Raw genomic sequence first — 13,333 nt, forward strand, 5'->3', positions numbered from 1 at the left:
AAAGCCACCACCGCGACGGGTCAGCTGCCACCGGTCACCTTCCGCATGAGCTCGACGAACTTCTCGAACGGCAGTGGCGACGCCGTGCGTTGCGCGTAGACGGCGTAGCGCTGCGCCATGAACTCCAACTCCCGCTCGGCCCGCCTAGCCTCCACCCGATCCAGCTCATGCACGACGCGCTGCTCCACCCGTCCTCGCTCGTACAGGACGAACGCGTCCATCCCGCCCGCACCGTCGTCGCCTCCAGCACCTTCCGCAGGGTCGTCCCCTTCCTGCCCGTCACCCTGGAAGGAGGCGACCTCGATTGGCGGGGCGTCCAGCAGCAGAGCTGGGTCCATGTCGTTGTCCGCGCACAGCGCCTCCAGGTGGTCCTCCAGGCCGAGTTCGGCGTGGCAGACCACGTCCAGGTACTGCTGTCCGGCGGGTACGCCCGGGTGGCGCAGCACACGGACACCGCGTCCGATGAACTGGTAGAACTCGCCGAAACTGCCGTAGGGGCGGATCGGCACGACAACAGTAATAGGCGGGAAGTCGTAGCCCTGGCCGAGCATCCGCAACTGCACGATGCCCTGAAGGTCCCCGGAGTCGGACTCGAACCTGCGCACAGTGGAGGAGATCGCCGACGGCACCATGCTGTGGTGCAAGGTGGCGCAGGCGATGCCGTGCTCCTCGGCGATCCGCGCGATCTGCTCGGCATGGGCCTGGCCCATGGCGGAGAACAGCACCCGCGGCTTCACGGCGGCCAGGAGCTTAGCCTGCGCGTCCAGGCAGGCGCGGGTCACCGCCATCACGTGATGGATCGGCGCTTCGGACTGCGCGGTGATACGCGCCATCCGCCGCTCGTCGCCCAACGCGGCCAACAGCGCGTCACGGCCCACGATCTGCTCGCGCCGCCCATCCGGCCATGTGGCCTCGTAGACGGTCGCCGCCACGTCCGGCGCGAAGCGGTGGACCCGCAGATTCTTCGCCGAGCCGTCCGCGACGGAGTCCACCAGACGGTAGCGGTAGACGACATCGGCATCGATCGGCTTGCCGTCCAGGCGCCTGAAGCATGCGGACATCAGCAGCGTACGTGCGCTCTGGAAGTGGGCGAACAGCCGTTGGTAGGAGGCGCTGGCCGCGATGTGCGCCTCGTCGACGACGATGAAGTCCACATCTCCCGGCTGAAGTTTGGCGAGTAGGTCCCCGTCGGCCTTACCGGTGCCCAGGGAATGGAAGTTGGTGACCAGGACATCGGCGGCCAGCAGCCGCTCGCGGCTGACCCGGCTGATCTGACCGTCCGCCGCGTCCAGGACGAGGGTTGCCGGCGGACGCGCACCGGGCAGCATCGGCCCACCCGCCAGACCGTACAGAACGTTGCCCGGCACACCCGCATCCAGGGCCTTGGCGAAGGTGCCCCGGATGACCGAGCCTGGCGTCACCACCAGTACCCGCCGTTTGGCGAACGACAACGCGGCCGCGACCCCCAGCGCGGTCTTGCCGGCCCCGACCGCCATCACCGCGGCCGCGTGCCGTCCTCCCGAGGCGTAGTAGTTCGCTAGCGCCCCCAACGCCTCGTCCTGGCACGCCCGCAGCGGCCCGCGGTCCACCCGCGCCCGCACGTCGTCGAAGTACGATCCGCCCCCGGCCCCGAACACAGATGCCCGGCGGGGCGGATCAGCCGCCCGCATCGGATCACCCGCCATGTCCGGGACCTCGACATGAGGTGAAGCGGTCAGCAACGGAGCAAGCGCCGGATCCTGACGCAGCATCGCCTGCAACTGCGCGACGCAGCGCGCGGTGTCCGTGCGTACTGCGTCATAGGAGAACCGCAGTACCGTCAACCCGGTGGCGGCCAGGTCGTTCTGCCGCATCCGGTCGTAGGTGAACGCACCCCGGTCGCTGTGGAACGCGAATCCGTCCAACTCGACAGCCACCCGCAGCACGTCACCCGTGATCAGGTAATCCAACCGGTAGGTGCGCTCCTCGACGGTCACCGGGTGCTGGCTGTGCACGCGGGCGACGATGCCCCGCCCCGCCGCCGGGGTGAGCACCCATCGCAAGAACGCTTCCTCCAGGAACGAGGCGGCGGGGATCAACCGCTCCAACCCAGCGCTCATGCCGGGCCGTCCTCGAGGTCCGCCTCGGAGGCAAGCACAGTGACCTTCCCCGACAACTGCTCCACCAGGTCCTCGCCCTGTCCGAAGCGGGCCAGGCGGCGTGCCAGGTCGAGGGCCTCCAACAGGGCACCCTCGCGCTCGAGCAAATCGATCAACTGCGGCACAGAGGACACCCGCACGAACGAGTGCTCATCGTCAGTGAAGTCGAACGACACAGCTTGTGGGGCGGCCTCCATCAACTCAAGGTCGAGCAGAGCGAACACCTCGAGCAACTCCAGCGCATCAGGGTCAGAACGGCGTTCAGCCCACAGCTGGCTGACTGCGTGTTGCAGGACGAAGTGGTAGTCCATCGCCGAACCCGGGATCTCCAACGCCTCCCAGACCCGCACGGCCAACTCCGGACCCCGCGCTTCGCGCGGTACGTGCCGACTGGCAGGTGTGGCAGAGGTACTGCCCTCAGGAGTTGGCCACATCGCAGAGCCGTACGACTCGTCGGGACGGTCATTCGCTCCTGGAAGTGACTCGCGGACCACACCGGGGCTGCCCGTGAAGCTCAGGCCAGGGATTGCCGCCATCCGTTCGAACCACGGTTCCATGTACCCACCGGTCTTGAGTCCTGTATCGCCACCTGCCGGGAGCAGGCCACCCACCCCTGCGCCCGCCCAGTTTTGCAGGACCCGGACCTCACGGGCCACGTATTCGAAGTAGACAATGGCAGCCGCGGAGACCAAGTGCTCGATGTTGGAATTCACTTACTTGATAGTCTCGGTCAGCCAGATCACCGGATCCTTCGACGGATGGCTGGCCCATTTCACCTGGAAGATCACCGCCCGTTTGTCCTCCACGGGCAGGGCAGTGTCGCGCCCGCCGTCCCGGTGGCAGGCCGGGAAGCACTGGATGCCGGGGAAAGCCCGCGCACCAGCAGGGCGTTGCACAGCTGGAACGGCTTCTCCATGAGCCGCTCGTAGTTGTAACGCCCCGTCAGCTCCGACACCGCTCTCCCCACACACCTCCACCACACACCCTTCGAAAGTTCTGTGCTCCACTCGCTGCGAGGCCTCCAGGAACGCCAGGACCGCTTCCTTGCGTTCAGTCGTGACCGCTGTCAGCGCGGCTCTGGACGCCTGCTGCTTGGTCTCCCGCGTGGCGAGGTACTGGGTGGCGAAGGAGCCTGCGGCACCCAACGCCACGTCCACCAGCGGCGGCACGGTCGCCACCAGTTCGGACGTCAAGAAGGCTCCCCGCTCGTGTTGGCGGCCGCCAAGTGCGTTGAGAGGCAACGCTACTGGCGAACGGCCGTCGGCGATAGCCAAGTCGCGAACGTGCCCTGCTGGCCTGGCGGCTCCACCGGTCCGGGCCCTGGGTGTGGACGACGTGGTGAGCACAGGCTGTCGCGTTGGCAGGCGAGTTGTACCAGTTGCCCAAAAGCCTCGGCGGCCGATGACGGTAGGGACTCCGGACTGTGCTCAATCCTCGTCGGGGAGACCATCGTCGTGGGGTGCTGACATGTGGTGGACGTTGAGGCCAGCTCGGCAGCGGGCGGGGCCGACGATGTCGCACAGGCGCCTGAAGAGGTCGGGACGGATGATGAGGTCCGCCCCTGTGACCGCGGGCAGCAGTGGCTCGTAGTTTCCGTCGTGGACGAGGTGTCCCCGCCACTGGCGGCAGATGAGCGCCTCGCCGGTCGCATCGCTCAGGCTAAACCCGCATATGCCGCCCGTGGGCGCGAGATCGAGTGCCGCGATGATCGGCGCAACAGGCGCGAGGACATATGGGGGCACCCCTGGGCCGGGTCGGGGGCGGGGCGAGGGGAGCGTCGTGGTGCTGCCGGCGTCGGTGAGTCCGACCAGCGGCCGGTCGCAGGTCTTGAGGTGCGTGGCTGCTGCTTCCGGGCTTGCCAGGCCGAGTGCCAGTCGGCGCCACGGGGTCGTCCACAGATGCCAGGGCAGCTCGGCGAAGGGCAGTGTGTCGGGCGGCGGACCGTCGACCGAAGCTTCCAGCCCGACGACGAGGCGCATTTGGCGGGCGGGCTGGTCCGGGTGGCGGCGGGCAGGAGTGCGCTGCCGTTCGGCGAGGCCGATCTGCACCCAGCCCGTGCGAGGGCCGTCGGTGACCCGGGGGAAGGCCGAGGCGCTGTGCGGTAGCGACCGCAAGCCGTCGGCCGAGGCGAGACCGGGAGGGGGCCAGGGCTGTGGGTCTTGCTGGCCGTCGTCGAACCAGGGTGCGGGATCGAGTGTCCACTGCAGCGCTTCAGGGCGAGTCAGGGGCCGGGGAACGCGGGCGAGTTCGGCCCGTAGAGCCGTCTGGGGGTCGTCGCGCAGTCGTGCGGCCGCACCGCGCTCGAAGGCTTGGGCATTGCAGAGATGCCCCGCCTGGGCGAGCGCGGCGCGCAGGCCCGCCGCGGCTTGTTGCAGAGCGTCTTCCACGGCGGCCTGGTCGGCGAGGTAGGCGTCGGGCATCTGGGAGCGACGCTCGGCCAGCAGGTCCAGCTGGGCGGTCATCAAAGGCTCGACATCCTCGGCGAAGGCGCCGGTGACGAGGTCGATTACGGCCTCACGAAGGCCGGCCGGGGACCCGGCCGCGTCGAGGCGTACACCAAGGTAGTAGTCGACCAGGTGGGTCGCGTACGGCCGAGGGTCGTCCATGGTCAGTCCTCGGTGTTCAAGCTTGCGGACAGAATGCGGGCGAGTGTCGGATGCGCCGAGGTCGCCGGAGGGGTGGGCGGCCGGTGCCCGGCCTGGTCGAGGATTGCGGCGGCTTCCGCCCGCACGGACAGCATGTTGCTGCCGCACAGGTCCACGAGCTGCTCGCAAAGGGTGCTCTCCAGTGGCCCGTCCGGCATGTGGTTGCGCAGGACGGCCAGGAGCCAGGTCAGGGGGCCGGCTCCGATGGCGGGGGAGAGGACGTGTGCCAACGCTGCTTGCGCGTGCCCGGGCCGGGCCGCGAGGAGGACCGCCGCGGCGACCAGGGCGCGGCGCTTGACGGCGCGCTCGGGGAAGGCGACGGTTGCCAGGGCCAGTCGGCACAGTGCCGCGTCCACGTCGTCCTGCCGAGCCGGCTCTGAGGCCGGAACGTAGACGCCCTCCCCGAGTCGGGCGTCGCCCGGCAAACGGTGGGCGATGACCTCGTACGCCGCGTCCCAGCACGCGAACGCGTCGGCTGCCGGGGGTGAAGTGGGTGGTTGGATGGCGAATGCCGAGGCAAGGGCCTGGCTGACACCGATGGTGTGACTGTAGGAGGCGCCGGCGACAGCGTCGGCCACCCGGTCCGCGAGATCCTGGGCCGCGCCGATGGCGTCGTCAAAGTGGGCCTGCTGCCACAGGTCCAGCCGGTCACTGCCGGCGAAGGACCTCCACCCGCCGCCGCCCCGCATCTTGGTGAAAGCGAGCATGCCCGCCGTCGCGGCGAGCGGACCGAACACCTCGGGGGCGATATCTCGGCGTGCGTGGAGCCCGGCGGCGAGGTCTGCGAGCAGCTCAACGGGCCCGGTCGCGCGCATCTCGTCGGCGATTCGGTGCAGCAACTGGGCGGCTGCGGAAGCCCCGTGGCCGTCGACGGCCTCCAACAGCCTCCAACCCACCGCATTGGCCAGAGCGTCCCTGGACCACCGTGGACCGGGCGGATCGTCATATGCCTTGCTGTTGCGGTCACGGACCGCGGCCAGCACGCCGGCAGCTCCTTCCGGCAGCGCAGGCCGCTGCTGGGCATGCAGGAAGGCGCCCGTGGCGGTGCGCTCTTTGGGGCCCCGCCAGTCACGGGAGGTTCTCGGGGGAGCGGCCCGGGGTGTCCAGAGCGGGCCGCCCTCACCGCCGCATCGTTGTGCCGCCGCACGCAGTGCAACGGTGTGTGCGTCCCCGGCGCTGTCCGACGTGGAGACCATGACCTGGTCGTCGTAGGTCGAGGTGATCGCATTGGCCAGCACCGGCAGGAGACGCCGCACCTGCGCCGCGTCGCTGCCCGGCAGGTCGGCGAGTCGGCCGAGCAGCGCGGTGTCGGCCTTCTGGGAGCGGCCGTCGGGCCCTGCAGCGATTCGCAGCACCGCCAGGACGACAGGGTCGGCGGCGTCGGCCTGTGTGGACAGCAGCCGCTGGTGGGCTGCGTCCACCCGGGCATCGGGCAGTCCGGGCTCGGTCAGGAGCAAGTCGGTACCCAACTGTGCGGCGGCCCGCGAGTCCAGGAGCGCCAGAAAGCGCCACCACTCGTGCACAGTCCCCGAGGTGCCCCGTCCGTCGGTGTGGTCCACGACAAGATGCACGAGGGACTGCGTTCGGGCCAGCCGTACACGCGCCTGGACAGGATCGGCCTGCATGAGCTGGGGCAGCGGATCCAGCAGTTCGTCGACGGTGACGTCCTTGTGGCTCCCGTACGCGCCCATGTACCGGGCGGCACGCTCCCAGCAGCGCTGCGCTTCCTGCGGATCGCCGCAGGCGAGACTGACCCGGGCCATCTCGAGCTCGAAGTCGGCGTTCTCGGCGTACAGTGTGCGGCGCCCGGCCTGGGCCGTGCGCAGCGTCTCCATGAGCTCGCGCACGACACCGGCTCCGGCTTGGCCCGCGCTCTCGGCCAGCAGGGATACCAGTTCCGTGGTGATCAGCGGGCCGGATCCGGCCATGCCCATGAGCGACGTGGTGGTCCCGCGACTGATGGCCTGCAGGGCAGCGATACCCAGCGCCAGGTCGTCGTCGAGCAGCAGGGTGACGGCCTCGTGCAGTACCCGCCGCACGAGGTGGTGGATGTCCATGAGGTCGCAGGCCCTCGGCTGTCCCGTGAACGGGTTCGCGCGCCCGGCCAGTTCCTCGAGCGACACCCGGGCTGCCGTGGACGCGCCCTCGGCAAGGATCGTCCCCGCATCGATGTCCCGGCGCAGGCCGACGGTGGCAACAGCGAACCGCAGCCAGGCGCGGTAGAAACCGACGCCGTCGAACAGGGGAAGCAGCCGGGAGGGAGCATGCCGGTCGACTGTGTGCGCCACGGCGAGCAACGACAGCCACCTGCCCACCGGTCCGGACAACCCGCCGGCCCGATCGACCAGCACCTCCTGCGTCACCCGTGCGAGTGTCTCGGCGACGCCCTCGGAGAACAGGTCCCCGGCAATGTCCTCGGCTGCGACGCCGAGGTGGAGCAGCCGCCGCGGATCGCACGGCCCGCTGGCCCAGGCCGCACTGGCCAGCATCCGGGCAGAGGGCAGACCGCTGCCCCCGTTGCCGCGGGTCTCCGCAAGATGGAGCAGCAGAGCAGCACGCCGGTCGTGACGTTCGATGAGCTGCGCACTCTCCATCAAGGATTCGGGGCCAAGGCACTCCAGCAGCACACCGACAGCACGCTCGGGGGAGCCCAGGTTCTCCTGGTCGAGGAATCGGGCGACACGCTGCCCGAGAGCGAGCGCCCCTTGTCCGGACCCGGGCTCGCCGGTGCCCCGGCCGGGAAGCCGGATCCGTCCGCGCAACTCGGCGAGGAACACCGACTCGTCGCTCTCGGAGCCGTAGTGTGTGCGCTCGCGGTCACGTACCTCGTCCCACGCTGCCAGGTAGGCCTCCCACGGGGCGGCACAGCCTGCCCTGTCCACGGCCGCACACAGCTGTAGCCCCCACCGCGCGGACATTGTGGGCACGCCCTCGTACATCAGGCTCGCCGCGAGCCGGTCGGCCCCCGACAACGCCACCAGCACATCCGCGTACGGCACCAGCGAGCCCGGAAGACCCTCGTCCTGGTAGGTCGCCTGCGCTCGGCTGAGCTCCACACAACGCACCAGCATGGGCCAGTCCTTACGGGCCGCCGCCCGTCGCGCCGCCACGGTGAGAGTGTGGATGATGGCATGCGGGGGCTGCAGGCCCGCAATCGCCTGGGACAGGAAATCGGGACCGACCAGCACGGCGAGGTCGTCGTCTCGGCCCAGAGCAGACAAGAGCTCGGGCAGATGCCTGAACGCCCGCGGATCCGTGAAGAACCCGCGCCGCAACAGCCACTCGGCAGCCTGGGCCCGGACCTGATCGACCCAGCGATGGTGGCCGTCGCTCCGGCGGACGAAACGACTGAAACTCTCATGATGGATCCTCAGCCCACCAATACCCGGCTGCTGCGCGACGATCGGTGCCACGCTGCTCAGCGCGGCACCGAGCATCATCCCGGGCAGCGGAAAGATCTCTCCGAGCTCCTCGGCGCTCACGGCGAAGTCGCAGACCGCGAGCATGCTGACGGCAGCGCGCTGCTGGCTGGTCAGTCCTTTCAGCAGGTAGTCGTAGTAGTCGTCGAGGTCGTGTGCCGACGGAGGGACCTCGCGCAGCCGATCGAGTGGGCCGCCGGCCACGGCCCGCGCCTGCGGTGACCCCAGTCCAGGTGCCGGCCCGAGAGCCTGACGGCACAGATACGTGGCGTAGAGGGCGTTGCCCCGTGAACGCTCCTCGATCAACGTGACGGCGGCTTCCTCCTGGTTGCCGGCAGGCTCAAGGCCGACATCCGACGACGTCAGGACTGCCAGCAGACCCAGACGATCCGCCAGATCACGCAGCTCGGAACCCTTGAGAGGAGGAACGGTGAAGTGGTCGGCGCCACTGTCCACCGACGCGAGGTGGGGACCCGGCTGGCTTGCGAGCACGAGGACGGCACCGGGCGGCATCCTCAGAGCACTGAGCTCCTCGACCAGGCCCACGGCCGGGTCGGACTGCTCCCGGAACACGCCGCCGGTACTGTGCCCCAGCACCCGGCTGACGTGGTCGATGCCGTCCACGATCAACGCGATCGGCACATCCGGGGCCAAACGCCGCGCCGCAGTGACAGCGTCCACGAGCGACTCGGGAGTCGCCGCAAAGCGCGGCCTCACCTCGGCCACCGCCTTCGGGACAGCCTCTTCAAGCTGCCGGAGCAGACTGCCGATCACGACCTCGGTGAGCACCCGCTGCTCACGATCCATGTCCGAGGCGCCCAGCCAGCAGTGATGGCGTGCAGCAAGCCACGTGTCCTGCAGGTCATCGGCCATCTGCTCGCACAGCCACGACTTGCCGATTCCGGGCGCCCCCGTGACCACCACGACGCCACCCTGCCGCGCCGTGTCCTCCAGAGCCCTCTTCATGCTCGCGAGCACGGCGGGGCGCCGCACCTCGGCAGCACGGTCCACGGGGTGCCCCTCACGGACAGCCCCGAAGTCGACCTCCAGCGCCAGACGGGGAAGCAGGTCCTCAGCCGTCACGGTCCCGTTGCGGCTGCGTGCCGCTTTGGCCGCCTCGATGAGGGCGAGTGCGACCTCCTCGGGCGAACGGTGTCGGTTCGGAGGACGTCCGGCACCGAGCTCTGTGGCGACCCGGTGCAGCAGGGCCGCCTCGGCCGGCCCGGGATCGTGGATGTTGAGGGAGAACGCCGGAACACCGGTGTCGACGACCAAGGACGCGCAGGCACGGCCGAGCAGATCGTCACCGATGCCCGCAAGCATCGTTCTCCACGGCTCATGAGACCGCAGGGCCGCGGCATCGAAGCGGAACCGCCTGCTGCTTAGACCGTGGAAGGCTGGCCCCGGGTCGTTGCCCGCACCGACCGGCCGCAACACGTTGGTCAGATCGGCGTCGTCCGGATCCGTGTCGCGCACCACGAGACGGTGCGACGTGCCGGATGGCGCATTGAGGTCGCGGCCGGTGGAGGTGAACAGGAGATCCAGGCGAAGACTCCGGGTGTCCTTCGTGAAACTGTCGGCCGACAATGCGCGATCGTGGCTGGTGTGCTTGATCTGCAACCGCTCGCGACTGCCGTCGCTCCACTCGCACGTGATGTCGTCGAACCGGTCCCCGGCGAACGCCTTGGTGTCGACGACGACCGACCTTGCGTGTCCCACTGCAAGGTCAACGAGGCGAAGCCCGGTCAGCAGGTCCTGGTAGGCGTAGCCGAGGTGTGTCGGGCGAAGCCCCACTGTGTCGCCTCCTACGTGTCCTGGCTGCACGGAACCCGCCCCAGGGTATGCGCCGTGGTCACCCTGGTGAGCGGATACGTATGGCGGCACCGTAAAGCACACCTCCGACATCCCCGCCGATTAGTCGGAGGCAGCGGACCCAGCGGTGGCCCGCGGTGATCCGGGCGAGGGCACCAGGACTCGTTCCTGGCGGGCGCTGCCTGCAAAGGTATTACCGGCCGTCGCCCCCCACACGTGGCACACTCGCCCGCGCGGGGGCGCGCAGGACCGCAGGGAGGCTACTTGTCCTTCTTGGGCTTGAAGGTCATCTGGATTCGGGCGAGGGTCGGTACGGAGCCGACCATTCTGATGCGCTTGCTGAAACTGCGGAGGTTGACCTTGCTGAAGGTCGGCAGGTCGTGCGGGAGGCGCTGCTTCCCGTCGAACGCGATCGCGTAGGTGACGAAGCGGGGCGGCTTGGCGCTCGCCGCCTCCTCCAGATCCGCGTTGATCTCCTTCACCGCCTCGATGAAGGCCTCCCTGTAGGCGGCGTCCGAGATGAGGGTCTGAGCGGAAACGAACCCCTGGGAGAACAGGTGGCTGAGCGTCTGGCTCCCCGTGTACTGCTTGACGTGGATCAGGTACCCGTCTTTGTGGAAGAGGTCGCAGGCCTCGATCTGGTCACCGTCCTCCGCGAACAGCGGATACCGGTCCAGGCAGATCAGATCCGAGCGATCCTCAGTCGCGTTCTCGTTGTAGTGCTTCTCCCAGTTCAGCTTCGGTCCCCAGTCGTCCCAGGTCCGAAGGCCCAGCACTGCAGTGACGTCCTCGATCTGAGCCAAGTCCTGGTCCAACTTCTCGCAGTACCCCTCAGCAATGGCGTACCACTTCCCCAGGGTGAGCAGGTACCGCCGGTTCCCGTCTCCCGCCTCGAAAACGAGCCAGTGCTTGATCGGCTTGGACATGCTGGCGGGATCCCCGTTGGCATCCCGTGCCATGACCCTCACACTCTTCAGGCTGCCGACCGTGTTCCTGCCGGGAAGGTCGGAGAGAGCCGAGCGCAAGGCGTCCAACGACATCTCGTCGAACTCGCGCGACTCGTCGTTCTTGGAGACGACGAAGTCGTGCAGATTCTCGATGGACAGGTCGTCCGGAGGGGCGAAGGCGAGGAGGTGCACGTTCCACGGATTCGCGTCCCTGACCGGGGGTGTGTCGGTTGTTTTGAACAGCTCCTGGGCCAGGCGCTGTTCGAGGCGCTTCACGACGTCGCTGGTGGCACGAAGAGGCTCCAGTGAGTCGATGAATGCGAGGTCTTGTGATGCCTCGCTCTCCAACGTGACCTGAAGCATCTGAGCAAGAACATCGCATACGGAGTGAAGGTCGGTGTCGAGTTTGAACGACACGGAATCGGTTGCTACAACGGCCCCGAGTTCAGGGAGCTCGACGCCGTCTTCGAGGTCTCCCATGAGTTTCCGCGTGAACTCCCCTTCCAGCTCCACTTCGAAGCCGCTGATGGAGGAGTTGGACGGGATCTGGACCCATTGGGACCGAGCTGAGGCGTCGATGCGCCGGCTTGCGATACCGCTCACAGCGCTGCTGTCGAACGTTCGGGCGGCGAAGCGGAGCCCGAAATTGGCCTCGATGTGTGACCACTCCAGTGTGGAGCTGCCGTAGCCGAAGCAGACGGCGAAGGTGCGGCCATGGACGGGGAGGAAGATGACGAGCCGGTGGGACACGTTCTTGATGGCCTCAAGCTCGGGGAACGTGGGAGTCAGAAGCCGGGCCCAAGCAGAAACTTTCTCGGAGTTCTCCCTGAGGTAGGCCACGCAGCCTTCCGGGATGCCTTCGCCGGATGCGAGGCGCCGCATGCCCTGGCTATTTCCCGGGCGGTACTGGACCCGAAAGGCCTGTTCGTGCGAATCGAGCCCGTCGCGCAGAAGGAAGCAGTTGAACCTCAGCTTGGATTTGCTCGGTGCCATGTAGCCCCCAGGGAGCGGCGAGAGGCATCAGGATAAGGTCGTATGAGATGCCTTTCAACCGTTTCCGCGCAATGATGCATGCCCAAATTCTGGCTGGCCACCGACAAGTGGTTCCAATGGCAAGGCTGTGGCGCTGAAGGCGGTCAGGCGCGACCGTTGAGGGTCCAGCCGCCTTCGGCCGGGGTCGGGGTGGTGGTGATGAGTTCGCCTAATTGCCAAGGCAGGCAGGAGCGTTCGCCGAGGGTGGCGTCGAGGTCATGGCCAGCGGGGGTGCCGGGTGCGGGCAGCGGGCGGTTGCGGCCCCGGGCAGGGCGCGAGGCGGGGGACGGGGCCTGCGCATGCTTGGGCGCGTGGGGATTGCGGGAGACCCAGAGTGCCAGGGTGGGCAGGGCAGGCTCGGGCGGCACTCCCCAGGTGCCGATGAGTTCGATGGTGCGGGCCAGCCACGCGTGTTCGTGCTCGTCGGTGAGGGTGCCGCGCAGGCGCAGGCGTTCCCGGGCGGCGAGTGCACGGGCGAGAGGTACAGCCTCCGGGTAGAACAGCAGTGGCGCCACCCGCAGATGGTCGCGGCCGTTCCGGCCCAGGGCCCGCAAACGGTCCTGCCACGCGCGGGGGTGGAGAGCCGGCAGGTTCCACCAGCAGGAGAGCAGGGCGTAGGCGTCGGCGAACGCGGCGCGCCCACCCGCTCCTAGCCGACACTCCATCAGCAGTCGCTGCTGGTGGGCCTCGACGACCTCAGGGAGCGCGGTCAGGGAGATGGCACCGGCGCCGGGTTCGCGGCGGTTGTCGAGCCAGCGGCCGTGGCGCGCACATACCTGCCACGTCGCATCCGCGGCGAGGTAGGAATCCAGGGACGTGCCCTTGATGCGGGCGCACATTTCGCACACGCGCACCAGGAAGCAGCCCGAGGCGTCCCACGGCCAGTCCCACACCGGGCCGTTCCCGGCTGGCAGAAGCCGCTGGGGGCGCAGGTTCGGCAGGGCGAACTGCAACTCGCCCACCTGACGGCCCGCCATGACCGCCAGCCGCTCCAGGGCCGCGGCATTGAGGTACCCGTCGCTGTACCGGGGATCGGAAGGCGAGCCGTTCTTGCGGGCGCACGAGCCGAGCATCGGCCAGAACTCCTCCTCTGGGATGCCGTTGGCGTCCGCCAGACGCCGCGCGAACGACCCGGTCGACTCCCCGCCGATGAACCGCACCGACAGCGCCAGGCGCCGCGCCGGCCGCAACGCCTTCGCCCGCGACCTCCGCCCTGTCCGGGCCGCGTCCGTCCCCGCCATCGGTCCCCGCAATCCGCTCAGTGCCGCGACACCCCATCGACTGCCTCGGCAGAACTTCGCCTCCACCGCTGTGTCTACGGGACGCGCGGCGACAGTCCG

At 68.8% G+C, this 13,333-nt stretch carries 7 protein-coding genes; all 7 read right to left on the minus strand.

Annotated features, from left to right (window positions below; all coding sequences use genetic code 11):
- Positions 1-20: 20 nt before the first annotated feature.
- Positions 21-2,099, minus strand: a complete 2,079-nt coding sequence (locus ACIP60_RS37365) for a DEAD/DEAH box helicase family protein (protein ID WP_400693814.1) — start codon at positions 2,097-2,099, stop codon at positions 21-23.
- Positions 2,096-2,851, minus strand: coding sequence for a hypothetical protein (locus ACIP60_RS37370; protein WP_400693817.1), 756 nt, complete (start codon positions 2,849-2,851; stop codon positions 2,096-2,098). The genes ACIP60_RS37365 and ACIP60_RS37370 overlap by 4 nt, the downstream gene beginning before the upstream one ends.
- The gene (locus ACIP60_RS37375) at positions 2,852-3,331 is read right to left on the minus strand and encodes a hypothetical protein (protein ID WP_400693820.1); all 480 of its coding nucleotides are present in this window, start codon (positions 3,329-3,331) and stop codon (positions 2,852-2,854) included.
- 234 nt (positions 3,332-3,565) lie between these two features.
- Positions 3,566-4,744, minus strand: a complete 1,179-nt coding sequence (locus ACIP60_RS37380; protein ID WP_400693823.1) for a hypothetical protein — start codon at positions 4,742-4,744, stop codon at positions 3,566-3,568.
- A gap of 2 nt (positions 4,745-4,746) precedes the next feature.
- Entirely contained in the window at positions 4,747-9,996 is a 5,250-nt protein-coding gene (locus ACIP60_RS37385) for an ATP-binding protein (protein ID WP_400693826.1), read from the minus strand.
- A gap of 278 nt (positions 9,997-10,274) precedes the next feature.
- A complete protein-coding gene (locus ACIP60_RS37390; RefSeq protein WP_400693829.1) occupies positions 10,275-11,954 on the minus strand; it encodes a DUF6119 family protein in 1,680 nt (559 codons plus the stop codon).
- A 143-nt stretch (positions 11,955-12,097) separates the two neighbouring features.
- Positions 12,098-13,153, minus strand: coding sequence for a hypothetical protein (locus tag ACIP60_RS37395; RefSeq protein WP_400693831.1), 1,056 nt, complete (start codon positions 13,151-13,153; stop codon positions 12,098-12,100).
- Positions 13,154-13,333 lie beyond the last annotated feature (180 nt).

The organism is Kitasatospora sp. NPDC088783 (assembly GCF_044750705.1).
In the GTDB taxonomy this organism is placed as follows: Bacteria; Actinomycetota; Actinomycetes; order Streptomycetales; family Streptomycetaceae; genus Kitasatospora; species Kitasatospora fiedleri.